The sequence below is a fragment of the Arthrobacter terrae genome (assembly GCF_015708085.1).
GTDB classification, from domain to species: Bacteria; Actinomycetota; Actinomycetes; order Actinomycetales; family Micrococcaceae; genus Arthrobacter_M; species Arthrobacter_M terrae.
The window spans coordinates 53,845-76,474 of sequence record NZ_JADNYM010000018.1; the positions used below are offsets into that span (position 1 = coordinate 53,845).

Here is a 22,630-nt window from a genome sequence, read left to right on the forward strand (position 1 = left end):
GACGGTCACCGGTTCTGTGTGGAAGTGGCTGCTGCAGCGGGGACCGCTGTGTTGGACTTTTCCACCGACGCGGCGGGTGCGTCTTCGAACGCTTCGATCGGCGGGCAGGAGCAGATCAGGTTGCGGTCGCCATTGGCGCCGTCAATCCGGCCGACCGGCGGGAAGTATTTATCCGTCCGGAGCGAAGCCAGCGGGAAGGCGGCCTGCTCGCGGCTATAGCGGCGGTCCCAGTTGCTGGTAACAACAGCGGCCGCTGTGTGCGGAGCCTTGCGCAAAGGACTTTCCTCCGCGGTGAAATCACCGGCGGCCACCTGATCAATCTCACCCTTGACGGCGATCATCGCATCGATGAATCGGTCCATTTCGGCCAGATCCTCCGACTCGGTGGGCTCGACCATCAGGGTTCCGGCAACGGGGAAGGCGAGGGTGGGCGCATGGAAACCGTAGTCAATCAGGCGTTTGGCCACATCTTCGGCGCTCACGCCGGTACGGGCGGTCAGCTCCCGCAGATCCAGGATGCATTCGTGCGCCACTAGGCCGCCGGTGCCGGTATAAAGAATCGGAAAGTGCTCGTTCAGCCGGGATGCCACATAGTTCGCCGCCAGCAGCGCCGACTTGGTCGCCTCGGTCAGACCGTCCCCGCCCATCAGCTTCACATAGGCCCACGAGATCGGCAGCACACCGGCGGAGCCAAAGCGGGACGCCGAGATCGGCACCCCCGCACTTGCGGAATCAGCGCTGCCAGCGCCGTTCAACCCGCTCTGCGCAGAATCCAGGGCGGCTGCGGCGTCGCCGGGCATGAAGGGTGCCAGGTGCGCCTTGGCCGCCACCGGTCCAACACCGGGACCGCCGCCGCCGTGCGGAATGCAGAACGTCTTGTGCAGATTCAGGTGCGAGACGTCGCCGCCGAACTGGCCTGGCTGCGCCAGTCCCACAAGAGCGTTAAGGTTGGCGCCGTCGATGTAGACCTGGCCGCCCGCGGCGTGTACAGCGTCGCAGACCAGCCGGACGTCGTCGTCAAATACCCCGTGCGTGGACGGGTAGGTGATCATGATCGCCGCCAGCGTATCCTTGTTGGCGTCGATTTTGCCCTGCAGGTCCGCATGGTCGATGCTGCCGTCGGGAGCGGTGGCGACGACGACGACCTTCATTCCGGCGAGCACAGCTGAGGCCGCGTTGGTGCCGTGCGCGGAGGCCGGAATCAGGCAAATGCGGCGCTGCTCATCCCCGCGGGACCGATGGTAGCCCCGGATGGCGAGCAGGCCTGCGAGTTCGCCCTGGGAGCCGGCGTTGGGCTGAATCGAAACCTGATCGTAGCCGGTGATCTCCGCCAGGTTCTGTTCCAGATCGGCGATCAGCTCCCGCCAGCCCTCGGTCTGCGAATCGGGCGCGAACGGGTGGATGGAGGCGAATTCCGGCCACGAAATGGGCTCCATCTCCACCGTCGCGTTCAGCTTCATGGTGCACGAACCCAGCGGGATCATGGTGCGGTCCAGCGCCAGGTCCCGGTCGCTGAGCCGACGCATGTAGCGCAGCAGCGCGGTTTCGGAACGGTGGCTGTGGAAAACGGGGTGGGTCAGGTAACCGGAGGAACGGACGACGTCGGCGGGCAGCTCGAAGCCAGGCTCTGCGGTGCCGTCGTTGGTTCCGGCGTCGGCTCCGGTTTCGGTTGTGGCTGTTGCAGTGGCGCCGAAGGCGGCCACTACCGCGGCGATGGTGTCCGCCGTCGTCGTTTCATCCGTCGAGACGCCCACGGTGTCCGCATCAATGACGCGCAGATTGATGCCGCGGCCCTCCGCGTCGGCAATGATTTCTGCCGCTTTGCCTGGGACGCGGACGGTGAGCGTGTCGAAGAATGACCCGCTGACCAGTTCCAGGCCGGCGGACGTCAGCGCCGCAGCCAAGGTGCGGGCGTGGGCGTGGGCGCGCTCGGCAATCGCTTTCAGGCCGTCCGGGCCATGATAAACCGCATACATGCTTGCGACGATGGCCAGCAGAGCCTGCGCAGTGCAGATGTTGGAGGTCGCCTTTTCCCTGCGGATGTGCTGCTCGCGGGTCTGCAGCGCCAAGCGGTAGGCCGGCAGACCGGCGTCGTCCTTGGATACGCCCACGAGGCGACCCGGAAGCGAACGCTCCAGACCCTTGCGGACCGCCATGTATGCCGCGTGCGGTCCACCGTAAAACAGCGGAACGCCAAAACGCTGGGCCGTACCGACGGCGATGTCTGCACCCTGCTCCCCCGGCGCAACAATCAGGGTCAAAGCCAGCAGGTCAGCGGCGACGGTGACCATGGCACCACGTTCCTTCGCGGCGGCGATGACCGGGGCGTGATCGAAAACGCGACCGGAGACACCCGGCTGCTGCAGCACGATCCCGTTGATGGCACCCGCCGGCAATCCGGCCGACAGGTCTGCTACCTCAACCTCGAAATCCAGAGCCTGTGCGCGGCCCAGCACGATGGCCAGCGTCTGCGGCAGCAGGTCCGCATCCAGCACCGTTTTGCCGGCTCCGGCACCCGGTGCCTTATTGGCCCGGCGCATCAGCAGCACCGCCTCGGCCACAGCGGTGGCTTCGTCGAGCAACGACGCGTTTGCCACAGGCAGCGCGGTGAGATCAGCGACCATGGTCTGGAAATTCAGCAGAGCCTCCAGCCGGCCCTGCGAGATCTCCGGCTGGTACGGCGTGTAGGCGGTGTACCAGGCCGGGTTTTCCAGAATATTGCGGCGAATCACTGCAGGGGTCAGTGTGTCGTAGTAGCCCTGGCCAATCATCTGTACGGCGGTCTTATTCTTGCCCGCAATCCCGCGCAGCGCGGCGAGCGTTTGTGCCTCGGTCATGGCCGGCTGCAGAGCGAGCGGCTTTGGCGCCCGGATGCTCTCCGGCAGCGCCACATCCACCAGGCCCTCGAGGCTGTCGTACCCGATGGCTTTGAGCATCGTGTTGATGTCGGATTGCCGGCGCGCGCCAATGTGGCGGTCGGCGAAATTGGTGGGCGAAGACTGAACCGTCATGAGGAACTCCAAGGTTGGCCGACGCCAAAAGACGCCGGATGCGGACCGAGTTCCTCCCCGCTCTGTATTGGACCTGAGAGTTTCCGCGGGAATCTTCCGCTTGCACCGTCGGTGAGCCGGGGCTTTCGCCTGACTGCTTTCCAGAGTTGCCTTGCCGCAGCGGTACAGGTGCCTGAGAGATTCCTGGGGAGGATTTGCTCCTACGGCGCCTGCTGGGTGTTACACCGGCAGGACTCTCCCGCCGCAGTTCAAAGGCTATTAAATTGTGGTGATTCGGCTCACCAGTCTACCGGATGCAGTGCGGCTCGCAAAGCGGTGCGCGTTTGACTTTATTGCGTGAGCGACAGCACACTGAAAACCCAGGCAGCCGCGGCCAAAGCGGCAACATCAACTCCGGGCAAGCCCCGCCACCGCCGCCCTTTTTGGCGCGCTTTATCCATTTTCAAGGGAAGTTCCATGTCTGAAAGCACGACGGTTCAACCGCCGGTCCGCACCCCAGAGCCGGCCGCGGAAGGCCCGCATCTGACCCGCTCATTGTCCAACCGGCACATCCAACTGATCGCCATCGGCGGCGCTATCGGCACCGGCCTGTTCATGGGGTCCGGGAAAACCATCAGCCTTGCGGGCCCCTCGGTCATTTTCGTCTATATGATTATTGGCTTCATGCTCTTTTTCGTCATGCGCGCCATGGGGGAACTGCTGCTCTCCAACCTCAAATACAAGTCCTTCAGCGATTTCTCGGCTGATCTGCTCGGCCCGTGGGTGGGATTCTTCACCGGCTGGACATACTGGTTCTGCTGGATTGTCACGGGCATCGCGGACATCATAGCGATCGCCGGTTACGTGCGGTTTTGGTGGCCCGCTGTTCCACTGTGGATTCCGGCGCTTGCCGCCATCGCTGTGTTGCTGGGGCTGAATCTCCCTACGGTTAAAGCCTTCGGGGAGACGGAATTCTGGTTCGCTCTGGTCAAGATCGTCGCCATCGTCACGTTGATCATCGTGGGTCTGGTAATGATCTTCACCGCTTTCCACGCGCCCAGCGGTGAGCAGGCCGGCTTTACGAATCTGTGGAGCGACGGTGGTCTCTTCCCCACCGGGCCGATGGGTTTTGTGGCAGGGTTCCAGATTGCCGTGTTTGCCTTTGTCGGCATTGAACTGGTGGGCACCACCGCAGCCGAGGCCAAGGACCCGGAAAAGAATCTGCCCAAGGCCATTAACTCCATTCCGGTCCGCGTCATGCTCTTCTATGTCGTGGCGCTGATTGTCATTATCTCGGTGACACCGTGGCGGGAAATTACGGCGGACAAGAGCCCGTTCGTGGCCATGTTTTCGCTGGCGGGACTGCTCATTGCCGCAGGTATGATCAACTTCGTGGTCCTTACCAGTGCGGCCTCATCGGCAAATTCCGGTATCTACTCCACGTCGCGGATGGTGTTCGGGCTTGCGCAGGAGGGGGACGCCCCGCGGAAGTTCGGCAGACTCACCCGCAACCATGTGCCGGCCAACGCCCTCATCTTCTCCTGCATGTTCCTGCTCGCTGGGGTGGCGCTGCTTTACGCGGGTCAATCCATCATCGAGGCGTTCACGGTAGTGACGACCATCTCGGCCCTGCTGTTCATGTTCGTCTGGACCATCATCCTTCTCAGTTATCTGGTCTTCCGCAAACGGCGGCCGCACCTGCATACCGCGTCCAAATTTAAGATGCCCGGCGGTGTTGTCATGTGCTACGTGGTGCTGGCCTTCTTCGCGTTCATAATCTGGGCCCTGACGCAGCAGGCGGATACGCTGCAGGCTCTGCTGGTGACACCCATCTGGTTTGCGCTCCTGGCTGTGGCGTGGTTGATTATCCGGCGCCGGCCCGGTCACCTGGCACGGTACGCGCGCTTCCAGGAGCAGCTGCAGTCGGACAAGAACGCCCTCGCAGACGCCCAGGCGCCTGCCGGGAACTGAAGTACGTTCGCACGCCCCCACCGGTCAGCATTGGTGGCACCGCTATGCCCCTCTTGGCGCCACCAGTGCCGGCCAGCCGGGGTCGGGGTCGGGGTCTTCATTAGTGCGCTGCCGTTTTTAGGGCGCGGTTTTTTCCCTGCTGCGCAGCCAGCTCTCGATTTCCTCCAGGCTGCGGCCTTTCGTTTCGGGTACCAGCTTAACGGCGAAGAACCAGCCCAGGGCACAGATCACCGCGTACAGCCAGAACACCGGAGATTTCCCGAGACTGTGGAACAGGGACAGGAACGTCAGCGAAACGATGAAGTTCATCCCCCAGTTGCACAGCAAGGTGGTACTCATCGCCGAGCCTCTGATGCTTAGCGGGTACAGCTCCGATGGCAGGACAAAGACGACGACGCCGACGCTCACCGCGAAAGCGGCGATGTAGACGGCCACGCAGATGATGGCGATCCAGCCCGCGGAGGCCGGCAGCGGATCCGGCAGCAAAACCAGTCCCAAAACCAGAAGGCTTAACGTCATGATGGCAAAGCCGATCATCAGCAGCAGCCGACGGCCCACCCTGTCCACCAGAGACATCCCTACCAGCGTCATCACCACGTTCACGGCTCCCACTCCGGCGGTTGCCAGAATGGCCGCTGATGGCCCCAGACCCGTGGCATTGAAGATCGTGGGAGCATAGTAGATAACGGTGTTGATGCCGCTGGCCTGGCCGATCACCGAGACACCGATGCCGGCGATGAGCGCCGGGCGCACCCAGGGTTTGGCCAGGTCACGGAGCGTGGACTTATGCTGTTGCTCGGATTTGGTCCGTCGGATATCCCCCAGCTCCGCGGCCGCAATGCGGGGACCGCGCAGCCGCAGCAGCACGGCCTTGGCCTCCTCGATCCGGCCTTTTTCCACTAGCCAGCGCGGAGTTTCCGGCAGGAACAGCATGCCGATGCCCAATGCAGCCGACGGAATCAGTGCCAGGCCGAACATCCAGCGCCAGCCGCCGTCGTAGGCGAAGGCCGCGTTCGTCAGGTATGCGACCAGGATGCCAATGGTGATCATCAGTTGGTTAAACGAAACCAGCTTGCCTCGGATGGCCGGTGGCGCCGCCTCGGCAATGAACAGCGGCACCAGGACGGAGGCGGCGCCCACGGCGATGCCCAGGATCACGCGGGCGGTGATGAGCGTTTCCACGTTCGGGGAAAGCGCCGCCACGATGGCGCCGATGGCAAAGACCGCTGCAGCCCCGGTGATGCATAAACGACGGCCGATTTTGTCCGCCAGCGGTCCGCACGCGATGGCGCCGACCATGGCGCCGATCAGCAGCGAGCTCACCACGACGCCCTCGGAAAGCGGATCCAGGTGGAATTCGTCGCCGATGAACAGCAGCGCACCGGAAATGACGCCGGTGTCGTAGCCGAAGAGCAGACCGCCCAGCGCCGCAATAATACTGACCGCGTAGACCAGTGCGCGGGATCCCTCCTTGTCCGCAGGTTGTTGCCGGGCTTGCTGCTGACTCATGTAAAACTCGTTCCCTCGATGCCGGGTGTGCGCATTTCACTCTATCCCCGGCACCCGGGGGGCAACAGATGGGCACTGACACCGACGCTTCTTGGCTTCATGCCGATGGCAACGTCGATGATGCGTCGTTGTTACACCAGCAACGTCGCCAAGTTCTCGGCAAAGAGCATTGCGCCTTGACCCGTGGCAGGAGCACAGTTGCAGCATGTTCGAACGCAGCATCATCAACCGGCCGGCGCTTGGTTTGGCCACCTGATGAAAACACGCAGATGAGCACCATGGAACGGGCTGCAGGGTCCCGGATCGGTCGTATCCGGCGGGCCCTGACTCCCCGGGAATGGGCGTCGATCGCCGCAATGGCTGGTTTCGTGGCCTTCCTGCACCTGGTGGGATGGGGCGTATTGGCGGGCATAGTGGAACCGGAACATCTGCAGACGGGGCCGGCCGCCGTTTTCGGGCTCGGCCTGGGCATCACCGCCTATACCCTGGGCCTGCGGCATGCCTTCGACGCCGATCACATTGCCGCCATTGACAACACCACCCGCAAGTTGATGAACGACGGGAAAAGGCCGCTATCCGTCGGGTTCTGGTTCTCCCTGGGGCATTCCAGCATCGTCTTCGGCCTTTGTCTGCTGCTGGCCATGGGCGTGCGGGCTTTGGCGGCCCAGATGGAGAGCGATTCCTCCACCGTGCCCGCGGTGCTGGCACTTATCGGGACCGGTGTCTCAGGAATCTTTCTCTACATCATCGGAATCATCAACCTGGTGATCCTGCTGGGCATTGTGAAAATCTTCCGCGGGATGCGGCACGGCCAGCTCGACGAGCCGGCGCTGGAGGAACAGCTGAACAAGCGCGGCCTGATGAACCGGCTGTTCGGCAGCGTGAACCGGCTAGTCACCCGTCCCTGGCAGATGTACGTCGTCGGTCTGCTCTTCGGCCTGGGTTTCGATACGGCCACGGAGGTCTCCCTACTGGTGCTGGCCGGCGGTGCGGCTGCGTTTTCGCTGCCCTGGTACGCCATTCTGACCCTGCCGGTGCTCTTCGCCGCCGGAATGAGTCTGCTCGACGCGCTGGACGGATGCTTTATGAACTTCGCGTACGGGTGGGCGTTCTCCAAGCCCGTCCGAAAGATCTACTACAACCTCGTGATCACCGGACTCTCTGTGGCCGTGGCCCTGATTATTGGTTCCATCGAGCTCATCTCGATCCTTGTGGACAAAACCGGGATCCGGACCGGTCCGCTGGCGGCCATCGGTGGTTTGGATCTGAACAACGTCGGTTACGCTATTGTGGCCATTTTCGTGCTCGCCTGGATCATCGCCGTCGGCATCTGGAAGTTTGGCCGGATCGAAGAAAAGTGGACCACGGAGATGCAGCGTCCGGGAGCAGCGGACAGCGCCGGATCTTGACCGCCCGCGACCTCTTGCGGATCACGGGCGGTAAGCCTACATTGATCTCACGAGGTGGCATAGCCCATGCACGAACTCTCTATTACCCAAAGCCTGGTCGACGCGGTGCTTGACTGCACCGGCGATCGCACTGTCACCGGCGTCAATCTGCGGATCGGACGGCTAAGTGGTGTTCTGCCGGATGCCTTGCGGTTCTGTTTCCAGCTGCTGGCCGAGGGAACACCGCTGGCCGGAGCCGATCTGCGCATCGACGAGCCGGCGGGCCGGGCCACCTGTCACACGTGCCGGCAGAGTTTCATTCTCCCGGATACGATCCCGCTGTGCACCTGCGGCAGCGCCGACGTCGAAATCACAGGCGGCCGCGAGCTGATGCTTGCGTCCGTGGAAGTGGGGTAAAAAATGTGCTCCACCTGCGGTTGCAGCGACGACGGCGGAGTCCGGGTGTCAAGCGTTGACGGCAGTGTTGCCGTTCCGGAGCCGGTCCACGGAGATCAGCATCGGCATCTACACGACGGTGAACACCACGACGGGCACCAGCACGAACATGAGCACGACGACGACGGCCGCCAGCACCCGCACGATCACGACCACGGCGGTGGCCAGGCGCACTCGCACGACGGCGCGCACGACGGCGGTCAGGAGCACAGCCATACTCCGGTGACCACTATCACGCTGGAGCAGAGTCTGCTCGCCAGGAACGACCTGTCGGCCGCGCGAAACCGGGGTTGGCTGGCCGGGCGTGCCATCCAGGCATTCAATGTGATGAGTTCCCCCGGAGCAGGCAAGACGACTTTGCTGGTCCGCACCATTGAAGAGCTGGGAGAAAGGCTGAGCATCGCGGTCATCGAAGGTGACCAGGAGACGTCGCTGGATGCCGACCGCATTAGAAGGGCCGGGCGTCCAGCTGTTCAGATTAATACCGGAGCCGGCTGCCATTTGGACGCCGATATGCTCCGACGGGGGCTCGATGCCCTGAACCCGGATCCGGGATCAACGCTCTTCATTGAAAATGTCGGGAATCTGGTCTGTCCGGCACTTTTTGATCTCGGAGAAACAGCCAAGGTAGTGATTATTTCGGTCACGGAAGGTGATGATAAGCCGCAAAAGTATCCGCACATGTTTATGGCCGCAGATCTGGTGATTATCAATAAGTCGGATCTGCTCCCTTATGTTGAATTCGACGTGGATGAATGCTTCCGCCAGGCACGACAGCTGAATCCGCACGTCGAGATGCTCGCCATTTCCGCCACGGGCGGTGCTGGTCTGGACAGCTGGTACGACTGGCTGATCAAGAACACTCAAACGCCGGCGTCGCACGCGGGCGCCCAACCGCATCCGATGACGTCCGCGTCGCAGGTGTAGACAAACGCATAATGGGCCCGGCTCGGTGAGCAGGACTCCCAAAGGAGGCAACGATGCCTACAGAAGCTTCGATTAAAGCCGAAGAAACCCTTATTCATGTCCTGTGGATCAACGCGGGCCTCAGCTGCGACGGCGACTCGGTGTCGCTGACCGCGGCTACGCAGCCCAGCGTAGAGGAAATAGCGCTCGGTGCCCTGCCCGGTCTGCCGCAGGTTGCCATGCATTGGCCGCTCATTGATTTTGAATGCGGCCCGCAGGAGGGAGCAGATGACTTCCTCGAGTGGTTCCGGAGGGCGGACCGTGGGGAACTGGAGCCTTTTGTCCTCGTGGTTGAGGGTTCCATTCCCAACGAGAAATTGCATGACGCCGGCGGATACTGGTCGGGGTTCGGCAACGATCTGGAAACGGGGCAGCCCATCACGACAAGCGAGTGGCTGGACCGGCTTGCACCGAAGGCAACTGCGATTATTGCCGCCGGAACCTGCGCGGCCTATGGCGGTATCCATGCCATGGCCGGCAATCCCACCGGTGCGATGGGCGTTCCCGATTACCTCGGATATGACTGGAGGTCCAAGGCCGGAATACCGATTGTCTGTGTTCCGGGCTGCCCGATCCAACCGGACAATCTCTCCGAAACCATCACCTACCTGCTCTATCAGGCGACCGGGCAGGCACCCATGATTCCATTGGACGACGCGCTGCGGCCGACGTGGCTTTTCGGCCAGACGGTGCATGAGGGATGCGACCGGGCGGGGTACTACGAGCAGGGCGATTTCGCCACCGAATACGGCTCCCCGAAGTGCATTGTGAAACTGGGATGTTGGGGCCCGGTGGTTAAATGCAATGTGCCCAAGCGCGGCTGGATGAATGGAATTGGCGGGTGCCCGAACGTTGGAGGTATCTGCATCGGCTGCACCATGCCGGGATTCCCCGATAAGTTCATGCCGTTCATGGATGAGCCTCCGGGCAGCATTCTCTCCACGAATGCCGTGCGGCCCTACGGCGCTGCCGTGCGGACGCTGCGGCACATCACCATGAACACCCTCGACAAGGAACCACGCTGGCGCAGGACCGGCCCCGAACTGCTCACCGGCGCCACCCGCACCTGGTAAGAACGGCACGAGAAAGAGGCAAGGCAATGACCTCCACGATTCCGTTACCCGCATCGGGCAACGCCGCAGACGACTCACTGGTGGAGATGGCGTGGGATCCCATCACCCGGATTGTCGGCAGCCTTGGCATCTATACCAAAATAGATTTCAAAAACAAAGAGGTGGTGCAGTGCAACAGCACTTCCTCGATTTTCCGCGGCTACTCGATCTTCATGCGCGGCAAGGACCCGCGCGACGCGCACTTCATCACCAGCCGGATCTGCGGGATCTGCGGCGACAATCACGCCACGTGTTCCTGTTATGCGCAAAACATGGCCTACGGGGTGAAGCCACCGCATTTGGGCGAATGGATCGTCAATCTCGGTGAAGCCGCGGAGTACATGTTCGATCACAATATCTTCCAGGAGAATCTGGTGGGCGTGGACTACTGCGAGAAAATGGTCTCCGAGACCAACCCGGCGGTACTGGCCAGGGCGGAAAACACCCGGGCCCCGCATGAAGGCGAACACGGCTACCGGACCATCGCGGACATCATGCGTTCGCTGAATCCTTTTACCGGCGAGTTCTACCGCGAAGCGCTGCAGGTCAGCCGGCTCACCCGGGAGATGTTCTGCCTGATGGAGGGTCGCCATGTGCACCCCTCCACGCTTTATCCCGGCGGGGTCGGCACCGTCGCCACGATCCAGCTGATGACGGATTACCTCACGCGGCTGATGCGTTATGTGGAGTTCATGAAGAAGGTCGTGCCCATGCACGATGATCTCTTCGATTTCTTCTACGACGCGCTACCGGGCTATGAGCAGGTCGGGCTGCGGCGGACGCTGCTGGGGTGTTGGGGCTCCTTCCAGGATCCGGAATTCTGCAACTTCGCCTATAAGGACATGACCGACTGGGGCCGGAAGATGTTCGTCACCCCGGGCGTCGTCGTCGACGGAAAACTAGTGACCACAGATCTGGTGCGGATCAACCTCGGCATCCGGATCATGCTGGGCTCCTCCTACTACGAGGACTGGAACGATCAGGAAATGTTCGTCACGAACGACCCGCTCGGGAACCCGGTGGACCGCCGTCATCCGTGGAACCAGCACACCAATCCCCGCCCGCAAAAGCGTGATCTCGCGGACAAATACAGCTGGGTGATGTCGCCGCGCTGGTTTGACGGACAGGACAATCTGGCGCTGGATACCGGCGGCGGCCCGCTGGCGCGGCTCTGGTCGACGGCACTGGCCGGACTGGTCGATATCGACTACGTCAAATCCACCGGACACAGCGTGGAGATCAACCTGCCCAAGACGGCCCTCAAGGGACCAGTCTCACTCGAATGGAAGATTCCGCAGTGGAGCAATACGATCGAACGCAACCGGGCCCGCACCTATTTCCAGGCCTATGCGGCGGCAGCGGCCCTGCATTTCGCGGAGAAGGCGCTCGAGGAAATCCGGGCCGGACGGACCAAGACCTGGGAATCGTTTGAGGTCCCGGACGAGGCGGTCAGTTGTGGCTTTACCGAAGCGGTCCGCGGCGTTCTTTCACACCATATGGTGATCCGCGACGGCAAGATCGCCAACTACCATCCGTATCCGCCAACCCCGTGGAATGCCAGCCCACGTGACGCCTCCGGAACTCCCGGACCCTACGAGGACGCCGTGCAGGGGCAGCCCATCTTCGAAGAAAACGACCGGGAGCATTTCAAGGGGATCGATATTATGCGCACGGTCCGCAGTTTTGATCCCTGTTTGCCCTGCGGCGTGCACATGTATCTGGGCGAGGGTAAAACGTTGGATATGCTGCACTCCCCCACGCAGTCACTCACCGGAGAATAACCCGCCATGAACGCGCAGAACGGTTTGCTGGAGGAAAGCGGGGCCGCTGCGCCTGTAGCTGCTGCGCCTGTAGCTGCTGCGCCGTGGGCAGCAGCGCAGCAGGCAGCAGCGGCCGGATCCGGCGCCGACCAGCTGCGGAATTCGGGGACACGGATCGGAACACTGCTGGATGCGCTGTCCTCCAACGGTGCGGTGGCCCGTGAGCGTGCCGAGGAGCTGGTCCGGCAGGTCACGGACCTCTACGGTGCCGGACTGGAGCGCATGCTCGGCGTTATTTCGGCCCGGGGAGGTGGCACCAATGGCACCTTGGAGGCCCTGGTCAAGGACGAGCTGATCTCCGGTTTGCTGCTGGTCCACGGCCTGCATCCACAGGACGTGCCGACCAGAGTCGCCGCCGCACTCGATAGTGTGCGGCCGTACCTTGGCTCCCATGGCGGCGACGTCGAGCTGCTGGGCATCAGCGCGAACGGGATCGTGAGTTTGCGTTTATTGGGGAGCTGCCATGGCTGCCCGTCATCGTCCGTCACTCTCAAGCTCGCCGTCGAGGATGCCATTGAAACGGCGGCCCCCGAGGTGACATCCATCCAGGTGGTGGAGCAGGAGCCGATCCATTCCGCAGCAGTCATTCCCGTGAATGCGCTGCGGCTGCGCCTGGATCAGCAAACTGATCGGGATCAGCAGGCCAAACCCGCTGTTCCCGGCCCAGCGGGTGGGTCCTGGGAGCCAGCGGCGGAGCTTGGCGGACTTCAGCCAGGCGAGGTGGCAGGCTTCCTGGTCGGCGGGGCCCGGCTGCTGACCTGCCGGATCGGCGAGGATATTTTCGCTTACCTGGACTACTGTCCGCGGTGCGCGAAGTCTATGGCGGGGGCGTCATTGCAGCGCGCCCTCGCGGCCCCGACCGGTGGCGGTCTGCTGCGCTGCCCCACCTGCCGGGCCCATTTTGATGTACGGCTGGCCGGTGCGTGCCTGGAAGACAAGTCACTGCATCTGGATCCGCTTCCCTTGCTCGTGCGCGGCGGCGTGATTTCCGTTGCCATTCCCGTCGGGACTGTTTCATGACCCCCCGAACAGGCAGCACCTCGGCCGCGGGGCCGGTAGCCATGCTCCGGCGCATCGCTGTCAGCCGTTCCGCCGCGGCCGACGGCGAGCGCTGCGAGATGTGCGCTGAGCCTCTTGCAGAAAAGCACCAGCACGTGGTGGATGTGGAAAGCCGCGCCCTGATGTGCACCTGCCGCCCGTGCTATTTGCTCTTTACCGATTCAACGGCACACCTGCGGTACCGTTCCGTGCCCGAGCGTTACCTCTCCTTTCCGGCATTCGAGCTGGGGACCGGGGTGTGGGATGAACTGGAGATACCAGTTGGGCTGGCATTCTTCTTCACCAATTCCCGGATGGCGCGGACCGTGGCGTTTTATCCCGGCCCCGCCGGTGCCACCGAGTCGGAGCTGCCGCTGGGTGCGTGGGAACCGGTGCTGGCACGCAACCCTGCCGTTGGCACTGCCGTGCCGGACACGGAGGCTTTGCTGATCCGTGCTCCTGGGCGGGAGCGTCTGCAGGCCGATTGCCATCTGGTACCGATTGATGCCTGTTACGAACTGGTCGGTCAGCTGCGCAAAGTCTGGCGGGGCTTCGACGGCGGCCAGGACGCGCGTGCCCAACTAGCCGCTTTCTTTGAGCGGGTAGTCAATCGCAGCAGGCCCTACGTCGGCACCTCCTCTTCAGCGGCCCGGACCGGAAGCGGGCCCTGGCCATGACGGAACTTGGCTTCAGCATTGTGGACATTATTCCCGAACGCTACGCCGCCTCCCCACAGCTGACTGCCCGGCTGTGCCTCACAGAATCCACGGGTACGGCCATCCACGCGATAGCGTTGCGCTGCCAGGTGCGGATTCAGCCGCAGCGCCGGGGCTACACTCCGGAGGAGGAAGCCGGTCTCCTGGATCTCTTCGGCACCCGCGTGCGCTGGCCCTCGACGCTGAAGCCCTTCCTCTGGATGCAGTGCAGCACCACGGTGCAGGGCTTCCGCGGTACGACCACGGTGGATCTCGCCCTTCCCTGTACGTTCGATTTCGAGGTCGCCGCGGCGAAATACCTGCATGCGCTCCGTGAGCGCAGCATTCCGGTGGAACTGCTGTTCTCCGGAACCGTCTTCACCAAAGGAGTCACCGGGTTCGGCGTCGAACCGGTGCCGTGGGACCGCGAGGCGTCGTTCCAACTGCCGGTTGCTACCTGGACCGAACTAATGGACCAGCATTTCCCCAACAGCGGCTGGCTCCGGCTTGACCGGGATGTCATCAAAGCGCTGGCACACTATAAATCAAGTCTCGGACTGACCACCTGGGAAGCGGCTGTCGAAGGATTACTGGCGGCGGCCGGTGACCCGGTCCGATGATGAATCCGACCCTAAGCCTGGCCAGGGCCATCGCGGATGCGGTCCTTTACGAGGGCTACCTCCTCTATCCCTATCGTGCCTCGTCGCAGAAAAATCAGTCACGCTGGCAGTTCGGCATCCTGGGCCCGCCCGGTGCGGCCGCCGCGGGAGCAGGCGAAGAGTCAACCATGTTCGCGGACACCCTGCTGCGTTCCGGCCCGGATGCCCGGCTGGAGGTGCATCTGCGTTTCCTGCAGCTGCAGTCCCGGACCTGTGAAAAGTTCGACGACGGGACCTTCAGCCCGGTGCCTGCGCTGCAGATCGGCGCTGCACGATGGCTGACATGGGACGAGGCGACCGAACAGGAGATCACCCTGGGCCCGTTCACGCTCGATCAACTGGCCGGTGGATTAATAACGGCCGTCCGGGTTCCCGGCGCCGAAGAGACCGAGCTGCTCTACGATGCGGCAGGGGCGGCGGCAGGACGGCTCGTGCGCAGACGGCAGCCCCTTTTGGGCGAAGTCCGGCTGGGCGCCAGCGCTCTCCACGACTCTGCCGACGGCGGCGAATCCGTCTCCGGGCTGCTGCGCCTTCGGGTGAGTGCGGTAAATACCGCAGCGGGCCGAACGGTTCAGAAGCAGGAAGCAATCGCGCTGTCGTTCATCGGCACGCACCTGTTGCTGAGCGTGCAGGACGCGGACTTCATCTCGCTGCTGGACCCGCCGGAGAACGCACGTGCCGCAGCGGCAGCCTGCAGCCAGCACCGCTGCTGGCCCGTCCTGGCCGGGCCAGAGGGGCAAAGCGACGTTCTGCTGATCTCCCCGATCATTCTTTATGACCATCCCGCTGTGGCGCCGGAAAGCTCGGTGGCGCTCTACGATTCAACCGAAATTGATGAGATCCTCACGCTGCGGGTGCTGACGCTCACCGAGGATGAAAAAGCCGAGGCAAGGGCCACGGATCCGCGGGCTGCGGCGATCATTGACCGCTGCGAGGCTATGAGCGATGACCAATTGCAGGCCCTGCATGGCATCCTCCGCAACCCCCATGCGGAGGTAGCACTTGAGCCTGATTTCGAACGGGGGGCAGGAATCCTGGGCGGACCCCGGGACGGCGCTGCCCTTACCCCTGCGTTCCCGGCCCTCGGCGATAGTCCCCTCACGGAGGCTCCCTGGTGGGATCCTGCGGCAGATTCCAGTGTCAGGCCGGAAACCGACGCTGTCGTGATCAAAGGGGTGCCCGTTGCCAGGGGCAGCCGCGTTGTGGTCATGCCGCGCCGCCGGGCGGATGCGCAGGACCTGTTTTCGGCCGGGCAGAGCGCGCGCGTCACTGGCGTTCATTTCGACGTCGACGGCAGCACTCACGTCGCGGTCGTCATTGAAGCGGATCCGGCCGCGGAACTGCAGGAGTGGTACGGACGGTACCTCTACTTCTCTCCGGACGAGCTGGAGCCTCTCGACCCGGTACCCGCTACGGGAAATGGAAAGGAAACCTGAACATGAAAACCCTGGGAAAGCTGTCCGCCGTGATGCTGGCACTGACCGCCCTGACAGGAATCGCGGTGATGGTGCGCTCGATTCCGGACATTGTCCGCTACGTGAAAATCAGCCGGATGTGAGCGGCATCGATCCTGCCCCCGCCTGCATACTCGTGGCCGGAGTCGGCAATATGTTCCTGCGCGATGACGGGTTCGGTCCGGAGGTCGCGCGTCTGATGGCAACAGATGCGGCGATGCTCCTGCCCGGCGTCCGTGCGGTGGACTATGGCATCCGCGGAATGCATCTGGCCTATGATCTGCTTGACGGCGTGGATGCCCTGATCCTGGTCGACACCGTGCCGGCACGGCGGGCAAGTGGCGGCAACGGATCCGGGAGTTCAAGTCCGGCGGCGGAAACGTACGGAGCCATCCGTGTTCTGCAGGTCCGCTCCGAGGATCTGCAGAACAATCACGGCGGCGGGCCAGCGGCCCTGGACCCGCACGGAATGGACCCGGTGGCTGTGCTGGACAGGCTGACGTCACTGGGCGGCGGTGTTCCCCTGACATTTGTTGTGGGTTGCGTGCCCGGTGACTTGGCGGAAGGAATCGGACTTTCCGCTGCCGTGGCAGCCGCCATCCCGGAAGCGCTGAGCGCAATCGGGCAGCTAATCGAGGAAATTACTGAACGTCTTCCAGCGATAAGGAGAAATGGATCATGTGCCTGGGAATCCCTGGCCGGGTGATTGAGCTGCTCGCCGGCTACGGTGATCAGCTGGCTCTGGTGGACGTCGCCGGTGTACGGCGGAAAATCAACATCGGCCTGCTGGATGAGGGCCCGTTGAAGGCCGGAAGCTGGGTGATTATCCACATGGGCTTCGCGTTGGAGCGGGTGGACGCTGCCGGCGCCGAGCAGGCGATGGGGGGCCTGAAACTCATGGGTTCCGGTCCGGACGAGGACGCGTCAGCCCCAGGCTAATGTTCCAGCGCTACGGCAGTGCCGCGGTGTTCGACGCCGGTGTTGGCGATCTTCAGATGCCGGACGGTAAAGTGCTGCAGCCGCTGCAGCTGCAGCGGGGTGAGCCTGTCGCAGACCCAATCCCAGTGCAGCGAGACCGCATCGCCGACGGCCAGATCGGTGACAAAGCCGGTGCCCGCAACGGCATGCTTGGCGGTCTCCACGATTGCCGGGCCCAGGCTGAGCACCGCACCGTCCCAGACCAGCGGCTGCGAGCGCACCAATGCCTCATCCCCGGTCACGGCCAACACCTCGCCCCAGCGGATCCGGCACTGGTCCAGCACGTTCAGCGCTGTCGGGTATCTGCGGTCATCGCGGAGCAGCCCCAGCCATGGATAGATCTCGAAGACGTGGAAACTGTGGTGCGGCACCCCGCCGGCAAGCACCCCCTCGACCAGATGCGGGAACTGCATTCCCGTCCGGGCCCGGAAGCGGTCCTCCATCGAGTTGCCGATGTTCCGCACGCCGACAGTGTCCAGCAGCGTGTTACCGACCCAGTAGGCCTCCACCACCCGGTAATCCAGTGGATCGGCTATTTTGGTGGCCCCGGCGATCAGTTCAAGATACGGCCACGCGCCGGCGAATCCTTTTGCCAGCTCCTTCAATCCCCGGTCCGTCACTCCGGACTGACCATAGTGCAGAAGGGCATCGCTGTCTTCGGGCCCGCAACTACCCCGCGAATTGGGCGGATACGCGTAACGGACAAACAGCTGGGCACCGTTAATAACCATGATTTGGCCTCGCTCCACAACAGGTGATTTTGACGCTAGCACCACCACCCGCAGCCCACAAGGATCAGTACCGGAGCCGGAGCCGGAGAAGATCTCGCAGTGCCGTTGACAGCCCTGCCGTTCGGGCGGATGCTGTGAGCAATCGAAGAGAACATACTTTGCTGATCTTTCCCATAAGGAGGCCAGCCCGTGAGCAACCCCGACATGAGCCGCCGTTCGGTTCTGTCCATGATGATGCTCGGCGGCGGCGCGGTTCTTCTGTCCTCGTGCGGGGATAACAGCGCTGCGGCCCCGGAAGGCACCACTGCGCGAAGCAGCACTCCGGCGTTGGCCCAACGCATCAGTGTCACCGACCAGCGGGGCAGGACATTGACGTTCGACAGGCCTGTTACCAGCGTGGTGACCATTCCGATGCCCGCCGCGTCTTTGCTGGTCGCCGTTGATCAGAGCGCTGACCATCTGAGCGGGATGCATAATGCCTCGTGGCTGGCCATGCGGGACGGCACCATGGGCAAATTATTTCCGAATGCCTTGAAGGTCCCGCACGAGATTGCCACGGCGGACTTTACCCCGAATGTGGAAAGCATCCGGGCGCTGAACCCGGATGTCGTGGTGCAGTGGAGCGATTCCCAACTCACCGAACCACTGGAGAACGCCGGGCTGAAGGTTCTTGGCTTGACCAACACCGGACAACAGTCGGACGTTGACACCTGGGTCACCCTGTTCTCGGAAATGCTGGGCAAGCCGGAGCGGGCCAGTGCGATGAAATCCCGCAGCGACCATGAGCTCACCAGGATCCGGGCTCTGGCGTCCGGCCGGTCGCGCCCAGGACCGGGGATTCTGTATTTCAACCGCTTCACGGGAGGTCTCAAGGTAGCCGCGAACGGGAGCTACAACGATTTCTATATCAAACTGGTGGGCGGCAGCAATCCCGCCACCGCGGATACCGGAGTCAAGGGCTCCGGCATGGTGGGCGTGGACGTGGAGCAGGTCCTGGCATGGAATCCCGAGGTCATCCTGCTGGGCAACTTCGATGGCGCCCTGCCTCAGGATCTCTATTCAGACCCGGTCTGGCAGAACGTTGCGGCGGTGCGTCATCGGAGGGTCTATAAGGTTCCCCTCGGCGGATACCGCTGGGACCCACCGGGCCAGGAATCGCCGCTCATGTGGCAGTGGCTCACGGACATCAGCTTTCCAGGCCAGGTCCCTTCCCCGCTGCGCGGTGCCATCCCGGACTATTACCGCTTCCTGTATGGCCGGGCTCCCGATTCGGCGGAAATAGACACCATGTTGTGGATGAGCGTGAACAGCCAGTCAGCTGACTACGAACAGTTCCGTGGCGCGTGAGGTCCGGGAGCTGAGGCCTAAGAGACTCGGTGCACCGGCAGTACGGTCTGTTCCGCGGATAATCGGCCCGATGGCAGGCACGGCACTTTTGCTGCTCGCCTTGGCAGTGCTCGCGCTGACGGTAGGCCGCTACCACGTACCGTTCTGGCATGTAGTACAGATCCTTGCCTCCCGGGTACTTCCGCTGGATACGCCCATGAACAGTTCCGAAGAAACCGTAGTGCTCTTGGTCCGGCTCCCCCGGGTTCTGCTGGCGCTGCTGGTGGGCGGCGGCCTTGCCATTGGCGGCGCCGCGCTGCAGGCCATCTTTCGTAATCCGCTGGTCAGCCCGGAAATCATCGGCGTATCGGCCGGGGCGTCCTTTGGCGGTGCACTGGCCCTGCTGTTTGGCCTGGGCTCCCTGGTGCTGGTGAGCGGATCCTTTGCCTTCGGGTTAGCGGCGCTTGGCCTGCTCTTCCTGATTACCTCCGGTCGCGGCGGCACACCGATGCTCATGATCGTGCTCGGCGGCGTCGTCGTGGGATCGTTCTTCTCCGCGCTGGTGGCACTGATCACCTACATCGCCGATCCGTTCACCACCTTGCCTGCGATCGTCTTCTGGCTGCTGGGAAGTGTAGCGACGGCGAATTATGCAAAGGTCCTGATCGCCGTTATCCCGATTCTGGCCGGGACCGGTGTGCTGTTGGCCCTGCGCTGGCGGATCAATGTGCTGTCCCTCGGTGATGAGGATGCCGCCGCACTGGGTCTGCGGCCCCGCACCTTACGTGTGGTGGTCCTGATCGCCGTCGCACTCATCGTGGCCGGCGCGGTGGCCGTCAGCGGAGTGATCAGCTGGGTGGGACTGGTCATCCCGCACCTGGCCCGCATGTGGGTGGGGCCCGACCACCGGGTGCTGCTGCCGGTGTGCTTTGCGCTGGGCGGGTGCTACCTCATCGCAGTAGACACTGTGGCGCGCACCGCCACAGCCGGGGAGATCCCGTTAGGTGTGCTGACCGCACTGATCGGTGCGCCGGTTTTCTTTTTGTTGCTGCGCCATAACCGGGACAGGATTTGGGACAGTGCTTGAGCTGGACCACGTTGCCTATGGATACCGGGCGGCCGAACACATTTTCCGCGATGTCAGTTTCCGGGTGTCGGCGGGTACCGCGACGGCGGTCCTGGGGCCCAACGGCAGCGGCAAGACCACGCTGGTCCGCTGTGCGGCCGGGCTTCTGGCGCCTACCGAGGGCACCATCACCAGGCTGGAAACGGTGGGCTATGTACCGCAGGCCCACAGCAGCTCCTTCGCCTACCGTGCGCTGGATATGGTGCTCATGGGCAGGGCGCGCCAGGTCCGCATTTTTCGTTCCCCGGGTGCGGCCGATCGGTTCGCAGCGCTGCGGGCCATGGAGCGGGTCGGTATCGCGGACCTGGCAGACCGGCTCTTTCCCACACTCAGCGGAGGCGAACAGCAGCTGGTCTTCATTGCCCGCGCCATCGCCACGGGCTGCCCGCTGCTTGTCCTGGATGAACCATCCACCGGATTGGACCTCAAGAACCAGGTGCGTGTGCTGACCCTGCTGCGGGATTTGAAAGCGGACGGGATGGCCCTTTTGCTCAGTACCCACGAGCCGGATCATGCGCTGTACCTGGCCGATTCTGTGGTCCTGATGCACCGGGACGGCGTAGTGGCCGGGAGTGCCGCGGAATTATTGACCGCCGCCCAGCTGAGCGGCCTTTACGGCGTCGGCGTCAGCACCCTGGAGTACCAGGAGGGCAACGGGGCCCGGCGCCGGACCGTCGTCCCGCGGTACGGGTCCGCGAAAACCCTGCTGTCCGGTGATAGCCAGTTGCCGCCGTCGGCCCCGATCAACAGTTGAGGCCCACGTTCTCCCGCGAACATGGGCCCGAACCGCACGCTCGATCCGCTAGACGCCGACTTTTTCTTTGTGCGCCAGCGACCCTCCCGCTGGGACTTCCTGAAGGGGCTCCACAGCGGCTTCCGCCACCTGCGCAGGCTGCCGTACCCCGTCCTCGTGCGCAATCATTGTCGCTTCATCGAACGGCTCAAGCCGATCCAGGACCCGGTCAACGCGGCCCCGGTCGATTTCCTTGACCCAGGTGCCCATCAGCACCGTGGCCACCGCGTTGCCGGTGAAGTTTGTCAGGGCACGCGCCTCGGACATAAACCGGTCAATGCCGACGATGAACGAGACGCCGCCGACCAGATCAGGCCGGTGCGAGGCCAGCCCGCCGGCCAGCGTGGCAAGTCCGGCGCCACTGACCCCGGCCGCACCCTTGGACGCAATAATCATGAAAACCAGCAGCCCGATCTGCGAACCGATGTCCAGCGGCTTACCCATCGCCGAAGCGATGAACAACGCGGACATGGTGAGGTAAATAGCTGTGCCGTCCAGATTGAAGGAGTAGCCGGTGGGTACGGTGATGCCCACAACCGGCTTGGAAACGCCCAGGTGCTCCATCTTGGCGATCAGCCTTGGCAGCGCCACCTCGGAGGAGGAGGTGGAAACGATCAGCAGGTATTCCCGGCCCAGGTACCGCATCAGCTTGAAAATGTTCACGCCGGTGGCGAGCTTTAGGATGGTCCCCAGGATGAACACGATGAAGATTGCGCAGGTCAGGTAGAACGCACCCATCAGGGACAGCAGGCTCAGCACCGCCTGCCAGCCGGTCAGTCCGACGACGGCGGCAATGGCACCGAAGGCGCCTACCGGGGCCAGCCACATGACCATGATCAGAATGCGGAACACCACGGCCTGGATATGCGCGATTCCGGTGAGGATCGGCTTCCCTGCTTTGCCCATTTTCTGCAGCGCAAACCCAACCAGCAGCGCCACCAGCAGCGTCTGCAGAATGTTAGTGCCGGTCAGTGATGAAAGCAGCGAGGTGGGAATGATACCCAGCAGGAATTCGGTGCTGGAAGCACTTTCCGCGGGTGCCTTGTAGACGGCATCCTGCAGGTGCAGGCCGGCACCGGGCTGGATGATGTTTCCGACCAACAAGCCAATAGCCAGGGCGAAGGTGGACATCACCATGAAGTAGATCAGTGCCAGGCCGCCCACCTTGCCGACCGTTGCGGCCTTGGCTATCGAGCCAATCCCGAGCACAATGGTGCAGAAGATAATCGGCGCGATCATCATTTTGATCAATGCGATGAAAGCGTCGCCCAGCGGCTTCAGCTGGGCCGCCACGCCGGTTTTGCCCGGGAAGACCAATCCGACAACGACGCCCAGGATCACCGCAACGACGACGGCAATGTACAACCAGTGGGTCCTGTCGAGTCCCTTGCGGCGGACCGCAGGTCTAGCTGATCCTGCTCGAGACGAATGTTCCTGCCGTGAGCTCATCGCGTGTTCCTTTAGCTAGTCTTGAGGGGCGGTGTGTGCACCGCGTCTTGACCAGCATGGCCGCTGATGTGATTGTGATCACCGTTGCGTTCATATTGTTCACAGTTTTTATCCCGGCAGCTTTCAATATGTCAGTTTCCGATTTGTCAGTTGTCAGCCGCGCAGGTGC

The 22,630-nt window shown here is 63.1% G+C and carries 20 protein-coding genes and 2 riboswitches; of the genes, 16 read left to right on the plus strand and 4 right to left on the minus strand.

Annotated elements, in window-relative coordinates; translation table 11 throughout:
- Positions 1-5 precede the first annotated feature (5 nt).
- Positions 6-3,011, minus strand: coding sequence for an aminomethyl-transferring glycine dehydrogenase (gene gcvP / locus IV500_RS14270; protein WP_196397481.1), 3,006 nt, complete (start codon positions 3,009-3,011; stop codon positions 6-8).
- 52 nt (positions 3,012-3,063) lie between these two features.
- Positions 3,064-3,160, minus strand: a riboswitch (glycine riboswitch).
- A 1-nt stretch (position 3,161) separates the two neighbouring features.
- Positions 3,162-3,262: riboswitch (glycine riboswitch) on the minus strand.
- 205 nt (positions 3,263-3,467) lie between these two features.
- Between gcvP and cycA the strand changes: the two genes are divergently transcribed.
- Positions 3,468-4,961, plus strand: coding sequence for a D-serine/D-alanine/glycine transporter (gene cycA / locus IV500_RS14275; RefSeq protein WP_196397482.1), 1,494 nt, complete (start codon positions 3,468-3,470; stop codon positions 4,959-4,961).
- Positions 4,962-5,078: 117 nt separating this feature from the next.
- Here cycA and IV500_RS14280 read toward each other — a convergent pair whose 3' ends face one another.
- On the minus strand, positions 5,079-6,470 hold the full coding sequence (locus IV500_RS14280) for a sugar porter family MFS transporter (RefSeq protein WP_196397483.1): 1,392 nt from the start codon (positions 6,468-6,470) through the stop codon (positions 5,079-5,081).
- Between the two features lie 269 nt (positions 6,471-6,739).
- Between IV500_RS14280 and nicT the strand changes: the two genes are divergently transcribed.
- From nicT to IV500_RS14335, 12 genes are all read left to right on the plus strand, one after another.
- Entirely contained in the window at positions 6,740-7,879 is a 1,140-nt protein-coding gene (gene nicT, locus IV500_RS14285; RefSeq protein ID WP_230854992.1) for a Nickel transporter NicT, read from the plus strand.
- Between the two features lie 66 nt (positions 7,880-7,945).
- Positions 7,946-8,275, plus strand: coding sequence for a hydrogenase maturation nickel metallochaperone HypA/HybF (locus IV500_RS14290; RefSeq protein WP_196397484.1), 330 nt, complete (start codon positions 7,946-7,948; stop codon positions 8,273-8,275).
- 45 nt (positions 8,276-8,320) lie between these two features.
- Positions 8,321-9,241: a hydrogenase nickel incorporation protein HypB gene (hypB, locus tag IV500_RS14295; RefSeq protein ID WP_312875937.1), complete on the plus strand. Its 921-nt coding sequence runs from the start codon at positions 8,321-8,323 to the stop codon at positions 9,239-9,241.
- Between the two features lie 53 nt (positions 9,242-9,294).
- Entirely contained in the window at positions 9,295-10,353 is a 1,059-nt protein-coding gene (locus IV500_RS14300; protein WP_196397486.1) for an NADH-quinone oxidoreductase subunit B family protein, read from the plus strand.
- 26 nt (positions 10,354-10,379) lie between these two features.
- The gene (locus IV500_RS14305) at positions 10,380-12,173 is read left to right on the plus strand and encodes a nickel-dependent hydrogenase large subunit (protein WP_196397487.1); all 1,794 of its coding nucleotides are present in this window, start codon (positions 10,380-10,382) and stop codon (positions 12,171-12,173) included.
- A 6-nt stretch (positions 12,174-12,179) separates the two neighbouring features.
- The gene (locus IV500_RS14310) at positions 12,180-13,232 is read left to right on the plus strand and encodes a NifU family protein (RefSeq protein ID WP_196397488.1); all 1,053 of its coding nucleotides are present in this window, start codon (positions 12,180-12,182) and stop codon (positions 13,230-13,232) included.
- Entirely contained in the window at positions 13,229-13,927 is a 699-nt protein-coding gene (locus IV500_RS14315; RefSeq protein WP_196397489.1) for a DUF5947 family protein, read from the plus strand. The genes IV500_RS14310 and IV500_RS14315 overlap by 4 nt, the downstream gene beginning before the upstream one ends.
- On the plus strand, positions 13,924-14,565 hold the full coding sequence (locus IV500_RS14320) for a DUF6084 family protein (RefSeq protein WP_196397490.1): 642 nt from the start codon (positions 13,924-13,926) through the stop codon (positions 14,563-14,565). The genes IV500_RS14315 and IV500_RS14320 overlap by 4 nt, the downstream gene beginning before the upstream one ends.
- Positions 14,562-16,040 carry a hypothetical protein gene (locus IV500_RS14325; protein ID WP_196397491.1) on the plus strand — a complete coding sequence of 493 codons (1,479 nt, stop codon included), beginning with the start codon at positions 14,562-14,564 and terminating at the stop codon, positions 16,038-16,040. The genes IV500_RS14320 and IV500_RS14325 overlap by 4 nt, the downstream gene beginning before the upstream one ends.
- A 2-nt stretch (positions 16,041-16,042) precedes the next feature.
- A complete protein-coding gene (locus IV500_RS22285) occupies positions 16,043-16,162 on the plus strand; it encodes a DUF6893 family small protein (protein ID WP_376770213.1) in 120 nt (39 codons plus the stop codon).
- Positions 16,159-16,764, plus strand: a complete 606-nt coding sequence (locus tag IV500_RS14330) for a hydrogenase maturation protease (RefSeq protein WP_312875938.1) — start codon at positions 16,159-16,161, stop codon at positions 16,762-16,764. The genes IV500_RS22285 and IV500_RS14330 overlap by 4 nt, the downstream gene beginning before the upstream one ends.
- Entirely contained in the window at positions 16,737-16,997 is a 261-nt protein-coding gene (locus tag IV500_RS14335) for a HypC/HybG/HupF family hydrogenase formation chaperone (RefSeq protein WP_196397493.1), read from the plus strand. The genes IV500_RS14330 and IV500_RS14335 overlap by 28 nt, the downstream gene beginning before the upstream one ends.
- On the opposite strand, the gene IV500_RS14340 is transcribed toward IV500_RS14335, so the two are convergent.
- Positions 16,994-17,767 carry a DUF6390 family protein gene (locus IV500_RS14340; protein ID WP_196397494.1) on the minus strand — a complete coding sequence of 258 codons (774 nt, stop codon included), beginning with the start codon at positions 17,765-17,767 and terminating at the stop codon, positions 16,994-16,996. The two genes, IV500_RS14335 and IV500_RS14340, sit on opposite strands and share 4 nt — an antisense overlap.
- A 189-nt stretch (positions 17,768-17,956) precedes the next feature.
- Here IV500_RS14340 and IV500_RS14345 point away from each other — a divergent pair, with 189 nt between their 5' ends.
- The 3 genes from IV500_RS14345 to IV500_RS14355 all read left to right on the plus strand — a co-directional run bounded on the left by IV500_RS14345 (position 17,957) and on the right by IV500_RS14355 (position 20,973).
- A complete protein-coding gene (locus tag IV500_RS14345; RefSeq protein WP_312875939.1) occupies positions 17,957-19,114 on the plus strand; it encodes an ABC transporter substrate-binding protein in 1,158 nt (385 codons plus the stop codon).
- A 70-nt stretch (positions 19,115-19,184) separates the two neighbouring features.
- Positions 19,185-20,180, plus strand: a complete 996-nt coding sequence (locus IV500_RS14350) for a FecCD family ABC transporter permease (protein ID WP_196397495.1) — start codon at positions 19,185-19,187, stop codon at positions 20,178-20,180.
- A complete protein-coding gene (locus IV500_RS14355; RefSeq protein WP_196397496.1) occupies positions 20,173-20,973 on the plus strand; it encodes an ABC transporter ATP-binding protein in 801 nt (266 codons plus the stop codon). Before IV500_RS14350 ends, IV500_RS14355 begins: the two co-directional genes overlap by 8 nt.
- A 48-nt stretch (positions 20,974-21,021) precedes the next feature.
- Here the strand turns inward: IV500_RS14355 and IV500_RS14360 are convergent, their stop codons facing one another.
- Positions 21,022-22,461, minus strand: a complete 1,440-nt coding sequence (locus IV500_RS14360; RefSeq protein WP_196397497.1) for a cation:dicarboxylate symporter family transporter — start codon at positions 22,459-22,461, stop codon at positions 21,022-21,024.
- Between the last annotated feature and the right edge of the window lie 169 nt (positions 22,462-22,630).

Bases quoted from the DNA above. Each gene is read 5' to 3' on its own strand.
- gcvP (WP_196397481.1), bottom strand. From the start codon at position 3,011: ATGACGGTTCAGTCTTCGCCCACCAATTTCGCCGACCGCCACATTGGC.
- cycA (WP_196397482.1), top strand. From the start codon at position 3,468: ATGTCTGAAAGCACGACGGTTCAACCGCCGGTCCGCACCCCAGAGCCG.
- IV500_RS14280 (WP_196397483.1), bottom strand. From the start codon at position 6,470: ATGAGTCAGCAGCAAGCCCGGCAACAACCTGCGGACAAGGAGGGATCC.
- nicT (WP_230854992.1), top strand. From the start codon at position 6,740: ATGAGCACCATGGAACGGGCTGCAGGGTCCCGGATCGGTCGTATCCGG.
- IV500_RS14290 (WP_196397484.1), top strand. From the start codon at position 7,946: ATGCACGAACTCTCTATTACCCAAAGCCTGGTCGACGCGGTGCTTGAC.
- IV500_RS14300 (WP_196397486.1), top strand. From the start codon at position 9,295: ATGCCTACAGAAGCTTCGATTAAAGCCGAAGAAACCCTTATTCATGTC.
- IV500_RS14305 (WP_196397487.1), top strand. From the start codon at position 10,380: ATGACCTCCACGATTCCGTTACCCGCATCGGGCAACGCCGCAGACGAC.
- IV500_RS14310 (WP_196397488.1), top strand. From the start codon at position 12,180: ATGAACGCGCAGAACGGTTTGCTGGAGGAAAGCGGGGCCGCTGCGCCT.
- IV500_RS14315 (WP_196397489.1), top strand. From the start codon at position 13,229: ATGACCCCCCGAACAGGCAGCACCTCGGCCGCGGGGCCGGTAGCCATG.
- IV500_RS14320 (WP_196397490.1), top strand. From the start codon at position 13,924: ATGACGGAACTTGGCTTCAGCATTGTGGACATTATTCCCGAACGCTAC.
- IV500_RS14325 (WP_196397491.1), top strand. From the start codon at position 14,562: ATGATGAATCCGACCCTAAGCCTGGCCAGGGCCATCGCGGATGCGGTC.
- IV500_RS22285 (WP_376770213.1), top strand. From the start codon at position 16,043: ATGAAAACCCTGGGAAAGCTGTCCGCCGTGATGCTGGCACTGACCGCC.
- IV500_RS14335 (WP_196397493.1), top strand. From the start codon at position 16,737: ATGTGCCTGGGAATCCCTGGCCGGGTGATTGAGCTGCTCGCCGGCTAC.
- IV500_RS14340 (WP_196397494.1), bottom strand. From the start codon at position 17,767: ATGGTTATTAACGGTGCCCAGCTGTTTGTCCGTTACGCGTATCCGCCC.
- IV500_RS14350 (WP_196397495.1), top strand. From the start codon at position 19,185: ATGGCAGGCACGGCACTTTTGCTGCTCGCCTTGGCAGTGCTCGCGCTG.
- IV500_RS14360 (WP_196397497.1), bottom strand. From the start codon at position 22,461: ATGAGCTCACGGCAGGAACATTCGTCTCGAGCAGGATCAGCTAGACCT.